Here is a 14593-nt window from a genome sequence, read left to right as displayed (position 1 = left end):
GGCGATGCAACGTCTTCAGGCTTTGCTGGCCGCCAGGTAAGCGCCAAGGCGTTGCCCCATTTGCTCGCCCAAGGCTTGCAGGCCACTCAAGGGACGGACCATCACCTCAAACTCAACGATTTTTCCTTGTTCGTTGAACCGGATCATGTCGATGCCCTTTAACGCTTTCCCGCTGACGTTGGCGCTGAACTCCAGGACGACGCTCAAGCCGTCTGCGGTCGACAGTTCCCGGTGGTAGACAAAATCCTCAAATACCTCGATGACCGTGTTGAGGATCATCGACACCACGGCTGCACCCGGGTAAGGCGTGTGAGCCATCGGGGAGCGGAATATCGCCTGTGGGTCCAGCAAGCCGGGCAAGGCACTCAAATCACCCTTGCTGATCATGTCGTGCCACTGGTTCAGGGATTCTGCGGCTTTGGGGTGCAGTTTCAGTTCAGACATTTCAGCTCCGATGGTTGGCCGTGAGACATTCAAGAGTGCCGCCAAGGCCGACTTGCGACCCTGCGGATGCACTAAAAGTAGCTCACAAAAAAGAAGAAGCCCGGCTGATCAGGCTGGGCTTCTTTTTAGAGACCGCTTTAAAGCTGCTCAGTCACTGACCAGCGACACACAGCTCCCCGGTGGCGCGTATCAGTGCCTGACCATGCAGACCGTCCTTGACCAGGCGGGATCGTTCTTTGGCTAGCCAGTCCGCGCATTGCGGGTCTTTGCGATAGGGCGCGAAGGCGGCGTATTGCTGCAACAGGCGGTTTTGCAGCTCATCGAGCTGTGGCCGGATTTGATTGGCGAGGTCCGGCCGCGGCGTGTCAGGCGCCTTGCCAGCCGCTCGCCATTGGGCCACCAGCCCGTACTGCACCAGCTTGTTGGCTTCAATCTGTGCGGCGATCAATTCGGCTACTTCGTCCGGGTTCAGTTTGTGCTCGACGGCCAGCTTCCTGGCGTTGGCGATGACCTGCGCTTCCCGGGCACTGTCCTGGATCGGTTTGCCACTGTCCCACTTGGTCAGCGCCACAAGATCAGCAATGCTCAGGCGCTCGTTCAACGTCACCAGCAGCGGTTGCAAGCTATCGGGCGCCGGGGAGGGCGCACTGGCCTGTGCGCTGCTGGCGAATAAACCGAGGACGGCGCAGATCAGCAGTTGCGGTAAATGTGGGGAACGGGGCATCGGCAAACCTCATTGGGAACGGGACTCACAATCAGGTGTTATGTATCACAGGTGCGGCGGAGGCATTAAGCAGGGATCGATTTATTTTGTGCACGAAAAAGCCCGGCTTGTCAGGCCGGGCTCTTCGTTGAGTGCTTCGGTAAAGCTATCCATTTATGCCGCGCGGTTTTCGATCAGACGGTCGGAACCACCTTCTGCCACACGACTTTCAATCAGACGATCCGAGCCGCCTTCAGCGACAACCGGGTGAACAGAGGTAGCGGCGAAAGCGTTAACTGCAAAAACCGAGAAAGCGATGCTGAGGAAGATTTGGCGTTTCATGATGGTGTGCTCCGGGGTGTAGTTGTTGGGTCTGGAGCTGATGTTACGCCGCGGATTTTTTATGAGAACTTCATTGAGGTGATGGTGACTATCGACGCCGGCAATGATCCTCTTGTCGTCGGTTCTAGCGCTCAGCCAGAACAGCGGGGGTATGCTGGACCTCTTGAACTGTCGAGGCTCTCCAGGGGTTTGCGTAGAAGCGCGATTTCCAGTCCGGTTTTGAGTACCTGTCGCGCTGAAAAACGTTTTTACACAGCCTCGGCCAGAAGCGGTCAGCCGCTCCCCAACACTACATTCACCACGTTTAACTAAGCCCGACGTTAGGTTACTAACTTCCTATGTCCTCCAGCAGCCAGGAACCCAGCAGGTGAGTGAGGCGATCTGGCATGGTTGTCAGGGTAGTAGAGCTGTCGATCAAACTGGACAGCTGCCGCAACCGACGACGCACATACTCTCACTGGGGTAGCGCCACGTTCGCACGAAACCAATGCTGTTGAATACGCAGCGTTGCTTAAGGCGTCATAACCCCGCATTGGCCAACGGCACGAACACTGTGGGTGTCCGTGCCTGGTCACATCTCGCTACGACGTGGTTCGCGCTCATAAAAAACTCACACCCTCATCCCGATTTCTGTTTTTGTCTAGCGCCCCCATGCACCCATTTCAGGTCGCCCCCCCAAGAGGCAACCTTCCACATTTTCTATGGAAAGGGCTTCGAGCAGCACCTGCTCCAGGATGGCAAAAAAACATTTAATGTGAGCCTGTTTCAATGCCTGAGGCCGGGTCACCAGATAGACTTCCATATCTGGAAGTTGGAGATCCGGGAACAGCTCGATCAGGTCCTTCGCCAGAATACGGGGCAGTACTGCCACACCCATTCCTCGCCTCACCGATTCGAGTTGAACCGCGAACGAATTCACGCTGATCTGCGCGCGTTCCAGACCCGCGGCCTTTGCCGCACGCATTTGCGGCAACATGTCCAGCGGAGGAAGCAAGGCAATATTAACCGCAGTGGCCGGAGTCACCCCTGGATACCGTTTCAGATAACCTGCATCGGCGAAGACACCGTAAGCGAGCCTGCCTATTGGTCGATAAATCAGCGACGGTTCGCCTAGATGAGCTGTGCGTACAGCAATGTCTGCCACACCGCGGACAATCTTGTGAAAGTCGGCTGTTGCCATCAACTCCACCGAGCAACGCGGGTGAAGAGAGGTGAAGCGACTCGCAGCCTCCAGCACGCAAGACGAAAATCCCTCTCCTGCACTGACTAGGACACTGCCAAATAACTCCGTGTGTAGCCCGGACATGTCAGTAACGGTTTGACGCCTCAAGCCCGCCTCCGCCGCTAGGGCAACTTCCACGAGGGATTGGCCGCGCGAGGTCAACCAGCATCCTTCAACGCCCCGCTCGACGAGTAGCTCGCCCAGGGCGCTCTCAAGTTGGGTCAACCGGCGGGACACAGTAGACGCCGCAATACCCAGCATCTGGCCAGCTTGAAGAAAGCTGCCACGCCGCGAGACTGCCAACAACAGACGAAGATCGTCCCAATTTGCTTGCAACGCCATGCGTCATATCCTCCCTGGTCTGCATATGTGCAAATCCATTATGCAGTAGTCGCTGTTTTTCGGGAGAGACCTCAAAGGTATATCTACAAGCCCTCGAAGACGAATGGAATGGACTGTATGACTATTGGCCCCAACGACTATGCGGAACGCGCCGCCAGTGCCTTCAATCGCCGTGATGTGGAGGCGATGCTTGCGCTGGTTTGCGAAGACTTCACCTACCTCGACAGCATGGGGATACAAACCGGTCGTGAAGCCATGCGCAAACGAGAGATCGCATTGCTCGAAGCGCTCCCCGATGCCCACGTGATTTTCAGCCCATTCGCCGTCGGTAACGATCGTTTGGCGCTGACTGCCTTCCTGACCGGCACATTCGCCGCACCCTTGGTGCTGCCAGGCCGGGTGATTCCACCTCATGGACGCCATATTACCGCGTACTACGCCGCACACTTCACCTTCAGAGACGGGCTGGCCATCCGTGAAGAGGCCTTCTTCGACAGTGCGGTGCTGATGCCGTTAGCCTATCCAGCGGAGGGTTGAGCCATGCACAGCGCATTCGTTACTGGCGCAACCGGCTTGTTGGGCAACAACCTGGTGCGTGAATTGGTCGCTCGTGGCTACGCGGTCAAAGCCCTGGTCCGTTCAAGAGCCAAAGGTGAACAGCAGTTCAACAATTTGCCGGGTGTGGAACTGGTCGTTGGGGACATGGCCGATGTCGACGCATTCGCAGCGTCGCTGCAAGGCTGCGATACGGTGTTTCACACCGCGGCGTTCTTTCGCGACAACTACAAGGGCGGCAGCCACTGGAAGGAACTCGAAAAGATTAATGTGTCTGGTACGCGGCGCCTGCTAAACCAGGCCTACCGCGCCGGTATACGACGGTTCATCCATACGTCTTCCATTGCCGTACTCGACGGCGCACCTGGCACGTCCATCGACGAGACATGTCTGCGGGCCGATGCCGATGCGGATGACTACTACCGTAGCAAGATTCTCGCCGACCGTGCCGTCTTGTCGTTCCTGGAGGTCCATCCCGAGATGCATGCCTGCATGGTCCTGCCTGGCTGGATGTGGGGCCCAGCCGACTTGGGCCCTACCTCCTCGGGACAGTTGGTTAACGATGTTGTGCTCGGCAAACTGCCCGGACTGATCCCCGGTAGTTTCTCCGTTGTCGATGCCCGCGATGTGGCATTGGCGCAGATTGCCGCAGCCAAACATGGGCGGCGAGGTGAGCGCTATCTCGCGGCGGGCCGGCATATGACAATGCGTGAGCTGGTGCCTATGCTTGGACGTATAGCGGGCGTCAAGACCCCCGTTCGACAACTACCGCTCCCTTTTCTATACACGTTGGCGGCTGTGCAGGAGATGTATGCGCGTATTACCAGCAAGCCCATTCTGCTGAGCATGGCCACGTTGCGCCTGTTGGTACGAGAGAAGGACCGCACCTGTTTCAACCACAGCAAGAGTGAACAGGAGCTTGGCCTGAGTTTCCGGCCACTAGAGCTGACAATCACCGACACGGTGGCGTGGTACCGCGATCACGATTGGTTTGAGAGTCACACCTTAAGTTCCCGGAACCGCACTCCTTCCACATTGACCGCACACACGAACAAGGACGTAAACATACAGTGAGTAGGGAAATAATCCTGATGCGTCACGGCCAGCCAAAACTGGTCGCAACCGCCAAAATGTCAGCGCTCGATATGAAAGACTGGATCGAGCAATACAACCGGTCCGAAATTACCAACCAACCCGTGCCGGATGCCAGCATGCAGCTCGCCGCAACCGCCAAGGTGATTGTCTCAAGCAGCGCGCCTCGTGCGCTGACCTCCGTCCAGGCTCTTGGCCTGAAGCCCGCCCTTGTCGACGCGCTTTTCTGTGAAGCGCAACTGCCTTATGGTCGCTGGAAACTGCCACGGCTATCGTCGTTTACCTGGGCATTTATCCTTCGAGTCTTATGGTTGTGCGGTTACTCACGTAACGTCGAATCCGCCGGAACTGCGAGGATGCGCGCCAGCACGGCAGCTCGACGACTTCAGTCCCTTGCCAACGAAGGACCGGTTCTGCTGCTCGGTCATGGCTTTATGAATCGAATGATCGCCAAACAACTGATGGCCGATGGATGGGTTCGCCAAAAACGTAACGGCAGCCAGTATTGGAGTGCGACGGTGTATCAATATAGCGGTGTTTAAAAGTGCCATCTGGCGCGGAGATTAACGAAGGGAAAGTTCAGGTTGGTCGTTCATTTGTAAAGACCGCAGTCCGGTGTGACTACTTAAAGCCCCGTTGACGAGCAAGAATGGTGAGTGTGCAGCGATTTTCGCCCAAGGGGCCGCCATGCTGATGGTTCTCCGCTCGCCCCTGGCCGTGGGCCAGGAGGCTATTCAGGGCGCTCATGGAATGCAGCAAAAACATCCGCCATAAAATCCATGAAAACGATGGCTCGCTGGGGCAGCAGCCGATTCGCTAAGTATACGATTTGGATCGGGACGGGTGGCGCCACGTATTCGTTAAGCAGCAATTGAAGATTGCCACTTCTCAGCCCTTCCTCATAAAGCCATTGAGGCCCTTGCGCGATTCCCAATCCTGCATTGACGTACTCACGTATCGCCTCAGGCGAGTTGACACGCAGTCGTCCGGAGATCGGGACATCAGTATCCTTAAACCGCCAGTTGGTTCCAGTGGATAGGAGGGTATAAATGAGGCAGTCGTGTTCCTTCAGGTCATCAGGCGAAGAGGGAGAGCCACGTTTCTCTAGGTACGCACGGCTGGCAACGCACACACGCTCGAACCACGCTAGTGGCCGGGCTCGCATTGCACTGTCCTCCAGGTGCCCAATACGAATCGCGAGTTCTGCCCCCTCGTCGACTAAATTGACGTAGCGATCATTGATTTGAAGATCGAGCGACAGTTCGGGATAGCGCCCTAGAAAGCTCGCGACGTGCGGTACGATGAAGGTGTGAGCCAATGCGGTCGGGCAAGCGACGCGCAGTAACCCAGACGGCGCTACGTTCCCTCTCAGTGAGGACTCTGACTGTTCCACTGAGTCCAGAATACGCCGCGCATCTGCGTAGTACCGTTCACCCTCGGGCGTGAGCATCAGCTTTCGTGTGGATCGGTGAAGCAGCCTGGTTTGCAAATGGTCTTCAAGAGCAGCGACGTAACGACTGACGCTCGGTTGCCCTAGTCCTAGATCACGTCCCGCAGCAGAAAAACTACCTGTCTCGACAGCGCGTACAAAACAGCTCATCAGTAACAACCGGTCCATCACGCCCCTTTTCATGCAGATTTTGCATGAGATCTATTCTATTTGCCCATCTTATCAGCGTGCTGGCATGAATACATAGTTGCTCTCAGAAGGTCAGTCGTCCGGCTGGCCGCCCCAAAAGAGAGAAAATTTACATGTCTCGTTTACAAGGCAAGCGTACCCTCATCACTGGCGGTACAAGCGGCATCGGTCTGGAAACCGCCAAGCAATTTCTCGCCGAAGGCGCACGCGTGATCGTCACAGGTGTTAATCCTGAGTCCATGGCAAATGCTCAAGCTATTTTAGGTAGCGAAGTCCTGGTGCTGCGAGCCGACTCAGCTAGTGTCGCAGCCCAGAAGGAGCTGGCGCAGGCTGTTCAGTCCCATTACGGGCAGCTCGACGTTGCCTTCCTCAATGCTGGCGTATCCGTCTGGAAGCCAATCGAAGACTGGAACGAGGAGATGTTTGACCGCTCCTTTGACATCAATGTCAAAGGCCCTTACTTCCTCCTGCAAGCACTGCTGCCGGTCTTCTCCAACCCTGCATCGGTGGTTCTTAACACCTCGATCAGTGCGCACCTGGGCGCCGCGCGTTCATCCATTTATGCCGCAACAAAGGCTGCCTTTCTGAACATGTCGAAAACGCTCTCTAGCGAGCTTCTACCGCGTGGTGTTCGAGTAAATGCGGTCAGCCCTGGGCCGATCGACACGCCGCTGTACGACAAGGCGGGTATTCCCGATGCCTACCGCGAGCAGGTCAACAAAGATATTGCTGCGACTATCCCATTTGGCCGTTTTGGCACGCCTGAAGAAGTAGCTAAGGCGGTGCTGTACCTCGCGTCGGACGAGTCTCGTTGGACGTTGGGAACAGAAATTATTGTTGATGGTGGTCGCTCGCTTTAACGAGATAGGCACGCCTTCGAGTCTGTACATCCCGCTTCCTACCCGGAAGCGGGAGTTGTCGAAATAACAGTGGGTATTCAAATGTCGCAATCACGGCTCACGCTTGTTAGCCACGGGCTTTGTCCGTTTGTTCAGCGAGTGGCAATTTTACTCCTCGAAAAGCAGGTTCCATTTCAGCGCATTGATGTGGATTTGAAGGACAGGCCCAACTGGTTTCGGGTCATGTCGCCAACGGGCAAAGTCCCGCTTCTAATGGTGCAAAAAGGCGATGAGGAAGCGACCGTACTTTTCGAGAGCGTGGCTATCTGTGAATACATCGAACAGGTGTATCCGGAGCCTGCTTTGCACCCGGAATATGCAATCACCCGTGCTCAACACCGTGCCTGGATCGAATTCGCCACTGCCATGCTCGCGGATGCGTGGGGATATTCGAATGCAGCGGATCAGCAGACAGCGCTTAGCAAATCAGCAGCGTTGAGAGGCAAACTAGAGCGATTCGAACTTGAAAAATCGGACGGTAATTACTTCGCTGGTGCGAAGCTCAGCATGGTGGATATAGCCGTTGCTCCAGTTTTCCGCTACTTCGACATACTAGGGTTCGAACCAGGTCATCCATTGTTCGATGGACTTGTTCGCATTGCAGAGTGGCGTCATGCACTGGCCAATCGCGCTAGCGTTCAGGCTGCTGTCGCCGAGGATTATGCAGACCGGTTACGCAAACATCTGCTGGAGGTGAAGGCCATTTTAGTCAGATGAGTCATAAATATCAGTCCAGTGTCTCGTATGGCGGGACTTAGCCTGGTGCGATCGTGGAGCTGGGTCACCTTTGCGAATTTGCAGGAGGCCCGCTTTCCTATTCTTCAGGAAAGTGCCTATACAACGGATAGTGATACTGAGCTTTCGTTGGCGCTCCATGTCCGCTTTTGGCCGATTTCAGTCTGTTGCGAAGGGCAGAAAACGACCCAAAGCAGCCGGTCAGCGTCGATAGAAATTGGCCGGTTTCTTTCCGTTGTGACGGGCAGGAGCCGACCTCTAAGGGACATCCGGCTAAGAGCGAACTCGTGAATCAGCTTCCGATCCAGAGCATCGTCTGAACCGTAATATACGGATGACTTTCTAACGGCTCCCATTCATCCATGAAAATAAAACCTTGCTTGAGATAGAAGTTCGAGGCTCTCGCATTGTCGGGCGATACGTCGAGAAAAACGCGATCAAAGCCTTCCGCGGTAGCGCGAGCTTTCACAACTTCTACCAACTGAGTTGCTACTCCTGAGCCCCGGGCAGCAGGATCAACCCACATTCCTATCAAGTTAAAGCGATGTGCACTATTGACTGCGGCACCGATCATTCCGACAGGTCTACCTTTGTCGAGTGCCAGCCAAAATACTGTTCCGGTTGATGAGGCTCTAACTTTCCACTGTTCATCAGTGTATGCGGCAGCAGTTTGATAACTGACACCAAATGCCGTTGGCGTGTCCAAAAGCGCGGCGAGTCGGACTTGCTTTAGTAGCATCCAATCCTCTGTTTCTGTCGATCGAATGTCCATGATCTTCCTTGATGAATCAGCGTCCCTCAACCTCTCACAAGAAAGATTAAGGGGCAACCAAGCTCGTGTCGCGTACGTCCGCTCCTGGCAGACTCCTGCCTTTCGCGAGAGGCAGGAATCCATAACCCGAAGCGGACTTTCAAGCTCAGTCATCGTGAATTGGTTTTACGAGCAACAGTTCGTAGGTCAAATCGGCTTCATAAAATGTGGTGCACCATTCTTGAAAGCCCGACCGGGGCTCGCACAATAGACGGATGATGAGTCCGGACTCCGTACTAAAAGTTTCTTTGACGACTGCGATATCCCCAGGCGCCGCATCACGAGCATTTATCCAATCAACATACACAGCCTTCGTAGAATCGACGTGGGTTAGTTTTATGAAGTCGCCTTTGGAAAGTATCATAGCTGTCTTTAATGCCTCCTACCGGTCGGGTAAAAACCTCGTTCGAGTGACTGCTTCTGGCCGATTGCAGTCTGTTGCGAAGGGCAGAAAACGGCCAGAAGCAAACCTTCGGCTATCGCTTCAACCCAAACATGGCCAGAGCGCCCAAACCGCGCATCCTGAAGGTCTGACCCGGAGGAATTCGACCTGCCGCCCACCCACGAATGCGCAGTCGTCCAACTCAGCGATTCTTCAGCATTCTGCTAGGGCAAAGCGTCCCGCTTGGCGAAGATGCTTGCCATTTCCGCCGCGTTCTCGGTTCCCCAGGTGCACAGCGGCACAATCGCTTCAGCCAGGCTGCGACCGAGCGGGGTCAGCGCGTAGTCCACGCGAGGTGGCACTTCCTTGTAGTCGGTCCGCGTCAGCACGTGATCGGCTTCCAGATCCTTCAATTGCTGGATCAGCACTTTGTCGCTGACGCCCGGGATCAAACGCTTGAGTTCGCCGTAGCGCTTCGGGCTGCCGCGCAGGAAAAACAAGACCAGCGGTTTCCACTTGCCCGAGATGATGCGCAGCGTGGCGTTGAGCCCGCAACCGGTGTCACAGATTTCAGAAGTCGTCGTCATTTTTTGATACTTACCAAAAGGTGCATACTTGTCCTTAGGTTATCAGCGATGCATCCTCGTCTCAAGCAAGCAATTCCCTGCTTGGGTACAACTCCAACGAAGGATGCACGACATGACCCGACTGAATGGAAAGACCGCTGTCATTACCGGTGGCGCTACCGGCATCGGCCGCGCCGCCGCAAAACGCTTCATCGAGGAGGGCGCCTTCGTCTTCATCTTCGGTCGCCGGCAGGAAGCGCTCGATGCCGCTGTAGCCGAACTCGGGCCCAATGCCCGCGCGGTGAAGGGCTCTGTCTCCGATCTGGCAGACCTCGACCGACTTTACGCGGCGGTGAAGGCCGAGCGCGGAACCCTCGACATCGTCTTCGCCAATGCCGGGGCGGGAAGTCAGCTTGCGCTCGGCAAGCTCACCGCCGAGCACATTGACGAAACCTTCGACACCAACGTGAAGGGGACGATCTTCACAGTCCAGAAGGCGCTGCCGCTGATGGGGCAGGGCGGTTCGATCATCCTGACCGGGTCGAGCGCCGGCACCACGGGCGCCCCGGGAATGAGCGCCTACAGCGCGAGTAAGGCGGCAGTGCGCAACCTTGCGCGGACCTGGGCGGAGGACCTGAAAGGCACGGGCATCCGGGTAAACGTGCTGTCGCCCGGGGCGACGGCGACCGAACTCGCGAAGGAAGCGCTGGGCGAGGAGGGCCAGAAGGCCTACGCCGCGATGACCCCGCTTCAGCGCATGGCTGATCCGGCGGAGATCGGGGCCGTGGCCGCCTTTCTCGCGTCGCCGGACAGTAGCTTCATGACCGCCAGCGAAGTCGCCGTTGACGGCGGTCTTGCGCAACTCTGACGCCCTGCGCCCAGGCGCTCCATTGGATTATTCGGAGCGCCGTAGAACTCGGTAAACCTCAGGAGAATATATGAGCTACGCAATTATCGGCTTCGGCAATATCGGCCAGGCCCTGGCCAAGGCGTTTGCCCGCAATGGCATCGAAGTATCCGTCGCAACCACGCGCGACCCGCAAAGCTTTGCATCCGCCGCGGCCGCCATCGGCCCCCAGATTATTCCCAAGAAACTGGCGGACGCGGTCAAGGCGGACATCGTCTTTCTGGCTGTCCGTTTCGAGTCGCACCTTGATGTCGCGAAGGTGCTGCCGACCTGGAAGGGAAAGACCATCATCGACGTGACCAATGCCTACGGCGTGTCCCCTGAGGAACTGGGAGGAGAGCCTTCTTCCAGGGTCGTCGCGCAGGCCTTTACTGGTGCACGACTGGTCAAAGGCTTCAACCATTTGGGCGCCGCCGTCCTTGGCCAGGATCCGGCTGTACAGGGTGGCAGGAGAGTCGTGTTCCTGGCGAGCGACGATGACGGCGCCGCAACGGAGATGGGTGCGCTTGCAGAAAATCTCGGTTTTTCGCCGATCAAACTGGGCGGGCTTTCGGAAGGTGGACTGCTTGTGCAGGCGCGTGGAAATAGTTGGGGTCAACTGATCTTCAAGGACTTGGTCAAGTTCGACTGATGGACACGCAAGCACTGGCGCGGGCCTCAAGGATGGTCGCGAACGCCAGGCGCTAAGTACCGAGACGGCCCACAAAAAGGTTGATGCATTGATCTTGGGCCTGGCGCCACTCGACGTTGCCTTGGCTGCGCTGATGCAGAGGCTTGTCCTCTCTCAAGCGTCCTGCAGGCGGTGGTGTGTGCATCTGATTTGTGCGCCGTGACAGGGCGCGTTTGTCGCCTTGTTCATCCCCCGCTCTCAGGAAAGATGCACCCGCCATTGCGGACCAGCGCCTTCACTTCTTCACTCACCTGCATGGGGTTTTGACTTAATCGAGCAACAAACTCCTCGCGGCGCCGCACGTACGACTTCGAATCATGCTTTGCGCTCCAGAGCACAATGCTGATCACAATCGGAATGAGGTCCAGGCCCTTCTCGGTCAACGTGTAAAAGTCCTTGCGCCTGTCATCGGGGCTGGGCGCTTTCGAGAGAATCCCTTGCGCCTCAAGAAAGGCCAGTCGGGAAGCAAGAACATTGGTCGCGATTCCCTCTTCCGATTTCAGGAACTGGCCATACGTCTTCTTACCCACAAAAACGATGTCGCGAATGATCAAGAGCGACCATCGGTCGCCGAAAATCTCCACGCCGTAGTTCACCGCGCAATGGGACCGAACGTCTTCTTTAGATGGTGTTTTCATGGCGAGATCTTAGCATCGCTTGCATGTCGCAAGTAAAACTCAGTTGATCACTTGCTTTTTGCAAGTAAAGCGACCAGCATGGATCGTACGTTGAATGAGTTCGCCGGATCGCCTCGGACTGTGCCCGATGGACACCGGGCCGCTGCTCAAGGCGCGAACGCTGGATCATGCCTGTCTGCTTTCGCTGGGCCTCATTGCACACTTCGTCAAGCACACCAACTTCTCGATCGGCGTCAGCCATCTCGGCTGAGCGTTCCCGTATCACCATTTCTCGCATCACATCACGCCTATGGAGTCATAACATGCACGTTTTAGTCACTGGCGGAACCGGCCATATCGGTTCGTACATCATCCCCGAGCTCATCGCCGCCGGCCACGAGGTCACCGGCCTGGCCCGGTCCGACAAGTCCGCGGCTGCGCTGACCGCACTCGGCGCCAAGGTGCGTCGCGGGGATATTTCCGACCTCGAGGGGCTTAAGGCGGCAGCGTCGGAGTCAGACGGCGTTATCCACGTTGCGCACCGGCAAGACCTGCTTCCCACTGGCGGGATCGACGCCGTGGCCGCTGCGGAACTCCAGATCATGCTTGCGTACGGCGAAGCGCTGGCTGGAAGCGGCAAGCCGCTGGTCGTGTCGGGGAGCATCGGCGCGCCGGGTTGGGAAAACCTGGGCCGACCAGCCACCGAGGAAGACCCGTCACTTCCCGGCGGCGATGCGTACAAGGGGACCTTGCGGGTTCGCAACGTCGTCGAAACCACCGTGATCGGCCTCGCAGAACGCGGCGTGCGGTCATCGATCGTGCGGATTCCTACGATCGCGCACAGCACGACCGACGTCGCCTTCCTTCCATTGTTGATCGGGCTGGCGAAGGAAAAGGGCGTGATCGGTTACCCGGGAGCAGGCGCGAACCTGTGGCCGGCCGTGCACGCCCGTGACCTCGCCATCTTGTTCCGCCTGGCGCTGGAGAAGGGTGAGGCTGGCAAATATTGGCACGGGGTCGAGAGTGAGGGCATCCGGTTCCGTGAGATCGCCGAAGCCATTGGCAGCCGTCTGGGCGTGCCGGCCGTAAGTATTCCCGCGGACGTCCTGATGCTGCCGGGATACTTTGGGTTCCTCGCGAATCTGGTCACGCTGGACCTCCCGGCGTCCAACCTGATCACCCGCCAGACCCTCGGTTGGGAGCCTGTTCAGCCCGGCCTGTTCGAGGACCTGGACAACGGCCACTACTTCCCGGCCGCCTGAGTTGAGGAGGGCGCCGGGCGCAACGGGCCCGGCGGACAGCATGTCGCGATGCGTGATCCGTTCGGGTAACGATTCTGTCGACCCGGGGGGGGCATGAGGAATGACGCACGCAGCTCGGCGCACACGGGATATCAATCGTGGGATGCCGTTGAGACAACGAGCAATACTCCAATTCACGAGGAAACTGCACATGAGCACTATCAGCATCATCGGTTCAGGAGGCATGGCCGCGGCGATCGCCGGTCGTACTGCCAAAGCTGGATACACCGTTGAGGTGGTCAGCCGCGACCCCGCCAAGGCGCAGGCACTGGCCGACAAGCTCGCAGCCGGAGCGACCACCGGGACGTACGGGGCCACTCCGGCCGGCGACATCGTCATCCTCGCCGTGCCGTACACCGGTGCGGCGTCGGTGGTGGCCGATTACGGGGACGCGCTCGACGGCAAGGTGATCATCGACATCACCAACACGGCCTCCCCGGACCTCACGGGCCTCGTCTCTCCCGCCGGCAGTTCTGGTGCGCAGGAGATCGCCAAGATCGCCCCCGCCAGCGCGCATATCGTGAAAGCATTCAACACCCTCTTCGGCCACGTCCTTGCTAAGGGTGGGCGCCTCGACGCGTTCATCGCCGCCGACGATCCAGAGGCCAAGGCGCGCGTCTCGACGTTCATCGAGAGTCTCGGGCTGCGCCCGTTGGATGTCGGCGGCCTGCACATGGCCCAGACGCTCGAGGCGCTCGGCCTGATGATGATCGGCCTGGCGAAAAACGGCGCCGGCACTTGGGACATCGCCTTGAACGTCGATATCGGCTGAATCCCCGATACCGTCAGGTCCATTACGTCGCGATCTGAAGAGATTTCTATGAACGTGCAACCGCCGATGGGCGGTGTCTGGACGGAAGCAACCTACCGGCTATGAGCAACCGCAGCCAGTTGCTCAGTATCCACACGAACAAAAACGGAGTCTCCAATAGCCGTCAGCACATCCCCCGCATAGACCTCACAGATGACGCGAGTTTTGCGTCCGACCTCACCTTCGACTTTCGCGCGCAGGGTCAGCGGGACACCCATCGGGGTCGGTTTGATGAACTTGATGCCGAGGTTGCCGGTGACGCAATTGATGTGGGGGAGGCTTCCGACTTCGCGGTGTTCCGTGCGGTAGTGATAAGCCATCGCCGTCCAGTTTGAATGGCAGTCAACCAGCATCGCTATCAGCCCGCCGTAAACCAGATCCGGCCAGCCGCAATACTTGGCATCGGGCACGTGTTCGGCCATGACATGCACGCCGTCTTCATGCCAGACGCTCTTGATGTGAAGCCCGTGCGGATTACTGCTGCCGCAGCCGTAACAAACGCCTTCAGGTGCGGCGGTGTCTTGCAGGGAGGTGTCGAGCCTGGACATACCGTGG

Annotated in this window: 19 protein-coding genes; 10 read left to right on the top strand and 9 right to left on the bottom strand. The window is 57.6% G+C overall.

Features of this window, described 5'->3' with window-relative positions; all coding sequences use genetic code 11:
- Positions 1-15: 15 nt before the first annotated feature.
- The 4 genes from KGB03_RS17025 to KGB03_RS17010 all read right to left on the bottom strand — a co-directional run bounded on the left by KGB03_RS17025 (position 16) and on the right by KGB03_RS17010 (position 3053).
- Entirely contained in the window at positions 16-444 is a 429-nt protein-coding gene (locus tag KGB03_RS17025) for a nuclear transport factor 2 family protein (RefSeq protein WP_223527753.1), read from the bottom strand.
- Between the two features lie 151 nt (positions 445-595).
- Positions 596-1168, bottom strand: a complete 573-nt coding sequence (locus KGB03_RS17020) for a chorismate mutase (protein ID WP_223527750.1) — start codon at positions 1166-1168, stop codon at positions 596-598.
- Positions 1169-1321: 153 nt separating this feature from the next.
- Positions 1322-1489, bottom strand: a complete 168-nt coding sequence (locus KGB03_RS17015; protein ID WP_223527747.1) for a hypothetical protein — start codon at positions 1487-1489, stop codon at positions 1322-1324.
- Between the two features lie 640 nt (positions 1490-2129).
- The gene (locus KGB03_RS17010; RefSeq protein ID WP_218536018.1) at positions 2130-3053 is read right to left on the bottom strand and encodes a LysR family transcriptional regulator; all 924 of its coding nucleotides are present in this window, start codon (positions 3051-3053) and stop codon (positions 2130-2132) included.
- A gap of 117 nt (positions 3054-3170) precedes the next feature.
- On the opposite strand from KGB03_RS17010, the gene KGB03_RS17005 reads away from it, so the two are divergent.
- Genes KGB03_RS17005 through KGB03_RS16995 form a run of 3 tightly spaced genes read left to right on the top strand, consistent with a single transcriptional unit; the run spans position 3171 to position 5242 of the window.
- On the top strand, positions 3171-3590 hold the full coding sequence (locus tag KGB03_RS17005) for an ester cyclase (RefSeq protein ID WP_218536020.1): 420 nt from the start codon (positions 3171-3173) through the stop codon (positions 3588-3590).
- Between the two features lie 3 nt (positions 3591-3593).
- On the top strand, positions 3594-4682 hold the full coding sequence (locus KGB03_RS17000) for an SDR family oxidoreductase (RefSeq protein ID WP_218536022.1): 1089 nt from the start codon (positions 3594-3596) through the stop codon (positions 4680-4682).
- A gap of 17 nt (positions 4683-4699) precedes the next feature.
- Positions 4700-5242: a histidine phosphatase family protein gene (locus tag KGB03_RS16995; protein ID WP_223527744.1), complete on the top strand. Its 543-nt coding sequence runs from the start codon at positions 4700-4702 to the stop codon at positions 5240-5242.
- Between the two features lie 188 nt (positions 5243-5430).
- On the opposite strand, the gene KGB03_RS16990 is transcribed toward KGB03_RS16995, so the two are convergent.
- Positions 5431-6318: a LysR family transcriptional regulator gene (locus KGB03_RS16990; RefSeq protein WP_165933967.1), complete on the bottom strand. Its 888-nt coding sequence runs from the start codon at positions 6316-6318 to the stop codon at positions 5431-5433.
- A gap of 134 nt (positions 6319-6452) precedes the next feature.
- On the opposite strand from KGB03_RS16990, the gene KGB03_RS16985 reads away from it, so the two are divergent.
- The gene (locus KGB03_RS16985) at positions 6453-7199 is read left to right on the top strand and encodes an SDR family oxidoreductase (protein ID WP_111448873.1); all 747 of its coding nucleotides are present in this window, start codon (positions 6453-6455) and stop codon (positions 7197-7199) included.
- A 69-nt stretch (positions 7200-7268) separates the two neighbouring features.
- The gene (locus KGB03_RS16980; RefSeq protein WP_223527742.1) at positions 7269-7955 is read left to right on the top strand and encodes a glutathione S-transferase family protein; all 687 of its coding nucleotides are present in this window, start codon (positions 7269-7271) and stop codon (positions 7953-7955) included.
- A gap of 310 nt (positions 7956-8265) precedes the next feature.
- Here the strand turns inward: KGB03_RS16980 and KGB03_RS16975 are convergent, their stop codons facing one another.
- Positions 8266-8745 (bottom strand): GNAT family N-acetyltransferase, encoded by a 480-nt coding sequence (locus tag KGB03_RS16975; protein WP_051018071.1) that lies wholly within the window; start codon positions 8743-8745, stop codon positions 8266-8268.
- A 645-nt stretch (positions 8746-9390) separates the two neighbouring features.
- Positions 9391-9753, bottom strand: coding sequence for a winged helix-turn-helix transcriptional regulator (locus tag KGB03_RS16970; protein ID WP_218536027.1), 363 nt, complete (start codon positions 9751-9753; stop codon positions 9391-9393).
- A 112-nt stretch (positions 9754-9865) separates the two neighbouring features.
- Between KGB03_RS16970 and KGB03_RS16965 the strand changes: the two genes are divergently transcribed.
- Together KGB03_RS16965 and KGB03_RS16960 are read left to right on the top strand one after the other, a co-directional pair.
- The gene (locus KGB03_RS16965; protein ID WP_218536029.1) at positions 9866-10600 is read left to right on the top strand and encodes an SDR family NAD(P)-dependent oxidoreductase; all 735 of its coding nucleotides are present in this window, start codon (positions 9866-9868) and stop codon (positions 10598-10600) included.
- 70 nt (positions 10601-10670) lie between these two features.
- Positions 10671-11270, top strand: a complete 600-nt coding sequence (locus KGB03_RS16960; RefSeq protein ID WP_218536031.1) for an NADPH-dependent F420 reductase — start codon at positions 10671-10673, stop codon at positions 11268-11270.
- A 224-nt stretch (positions 11271-11494) separates the two neighbouring features.
- On the opposite strand, the gene KGB03_RS16955 is transcribed toward KGB03_RS16960, so the two are convergent.
- On the bottom strand, positions 11495-11947 hold the full coding sequence (locus KGB03_RS16955) for a winged helix-turn-helix transcriptional regulator (RefSeq protein ID WP_218536033.1): 453 nt from the start codon (positions 11945-11947) through the stop codon (positions 11495-11497).
- A gap of 94 nt (positions 11948-12041) precedes the next feature.
- Between KGB03_RS16955 and KGB03_RS16950 the strand changes: the two genes are divergently transcribed.
- The 3 genes from KGB03_RS16950 (at position 12042) to KGB03_RS16940 (ending at position 13999) form a co-directional block, all read left to right on the top strand.
- Positions 12042-12197 (top strand): hypothetical protein, encoded by a 156-nt coding sequence (locus KGB03_RS16950; protein ID WP_223527741.1) that lies wholly within the window; start codon positions 12042-12044, stop codon positions 12195-12197.
- A 52-nt stretch (positions 12198-12249) separates the two neighbouring features.
- Positions 12250-13188 carry an SDR family oxidoreductase gene (locus tag KGB03_RS16945; RefSeq protein ID WP_218536035.1) on the top strand — a complete coding sequence of 313 codons (939 nt, stop codon included), beginning with the start codon at positions 12250-12252 and terminating at the stop codon, positions 13186-13188.
- 190 nt (positions 13189-13378) lie between these two features.
- Positions 13379-13999 (top strand): NADPH-dependent F420 reductase, encoded by a 621-nt coding sequence (locus KGB03_RS16940; protein ID WP_218536038.1) that lies wholly within the window; start codon positions 13379-13381, stop codon positions 13997-13999.
- A gap of 92 nt (positions 14000-14091) precedes the next feature.
- Here KGB03_RS16940 and KGB03_RS16935 read toward each other — a convergent pair whose 3' ends face one another.
- On the bottom strand, positions 14092-14586 hold the full coding sequence (locus tag KGB03_RS16935; RefSeq protein WP_223527738.1) for a PaaI family thioesterase: 495 nt from the start codon (positions 14584-14586) through the stop codon (positions 14092-14094).
- Between the last annotated feature and the right edge of the window lie 7 nt (positions 14587-14593).

Source organism: Pseudomonas sp. BF-B-26 (assembly GCF_019956495.1).
Taxonomy (GTDB): Bacteria; Pseudomonadota; Gammaproteobacteria; order Pseudomonadales; family Pseudomonadaceae; genus Aquipseudomonas.
This window is presented reverse-complemented; position numbering and strand designations above follow the sequence as displayed.

Excerpts from the sequence above, each read along its gene's own strand:
- KGB03_RS16970 (WP_218536027.1), bottom strand. The coding sequence starts at position 9,753 with ATGACGACGACTTCTGAAATCTGTGACACCGGTTGCGGGCTCAACGCC.
- KGB03_RS16950 (WP_223527741.1), top strand. The coding sequence starts at position 12,042 with ATGAGTTCGCCGGATCGCCTCGGACTGTGCCCGATGGACACCGGGCCG.
- KGB03_RS16945 (WP_218536035.1), top strand. The coding sequence starts at position 12,250 with ATGCACGTTTTAGTCACTGGCGGAACCGGCCATATCGGTTCGTACATC.
- KGB03_RS17000 (WP_218536022.1), top strand. The coding sequence starts at position 3,594 with ATGCACAGCGCATTCGTTACTGGCGCAACCGGCTTGTTGGGCAACAAC.
- KGB03_RS16935 (WP_223527738.1), bottom strand. The coding sequence starts at position 14,586 with ATGTCCAGGCTCGACACCTCCCTGCAAGACACCGCCGCACCTGAAGGC.
- KGB03_RS17015 (WP_223527747.1), bottom strand. The coding sequence starts at position 1,489 with ATGAAACGCCAAATCTTCCTCAGCATCGCTTTCTCGGTTTTTGCAGTT.
- KGB03_RS17005 (WP_218536020.1), top strand. The coding sequence starts at position 3,171 with ATGACTATTGGCCCCAACGACTATGCGGAACGCGCCGCCAGTGCCTTC.
- KGB03_RS16990 (WP_165933967.1), bottom strand. The coding sequence starts at position 6,318 with ATGGACCGGTTGTTACTGATGAGCTGTTTTGTACGCGCTGTCGAGACA.
- KGB03_RS16940 (WP_218536038.1), top strand. The coding sequence starts at position 13,379 with ATGAGCACTATCAGCATCATCGGTTCAGGAGGCATGGCCGCGGCGATC.
- KGB03_RS16995 (WP_223527744.1), top strand. The coding sequence starts at position 4,700 with ATGCGTCACGGCCAGCCAAAACTGGTCGCAACCGCCAAAATGTCAGCG.
- KGB03_RS16985 (WP_111448873.1), top strand. The coding sequence starts at position 6,453 with ATGTCTCGTTTACAAGGCAAGCGTACCCTCATCACTGGCGGTACAAGC.
- KGB03_RS16960 (WP_218536031.1), top strand. The coding sequence starts at position 10,671 with ATGAGCTACGCAATTATCGGCTTCGGCAATATCGGCCAGGCCCTGGCC.
- KGB03_RS16975 (WP_051018071.1), bottom strand. The coding sequence starts at position 8,745 with ATGGACATTCGATCGACAGAAACAGAGGATTGGATGCTACTAAAGCAA.
- KGB03_RS17025 (WP_223527753.1), bottom strand. The coding sequence starts at position 444 with ATGTCTGAACTGAAACTGCACCCCAAAGCCGCAGAATCCCTGAACCAG.
- KGB03_RS16955 (WP_218536033.1), bottom strand. The coding sequence starts at position 11,947 with ATGAAAACACCATCTAAAGAAGACGTTCGGTCCCATTGCGCGGTGAAC.
- KGB03_RS17010 (WP_218536018.1), bottom strand. The coding sequence starts at position 3,053 with ATGGCGTTGCAAGCAAATTGGGACGATCTTCGTCTGTTGTTGGCAGTC.
- KGB03_RS16965 (WP_218536029.1), top strand. The coding sequence starts at position 9,866 with ATGACCCGACTGAATGGAAAGACCGCTGTCATTACCGGTGGCGCTACC.
- KGB03_RS17020 (WP_223527750.1), bottom strand. The coding sequence starts at position 1,168 with ATGCCCCGTTCCCCACATTTACCGCAACTGCTGATCTGCGCCGTCCTC.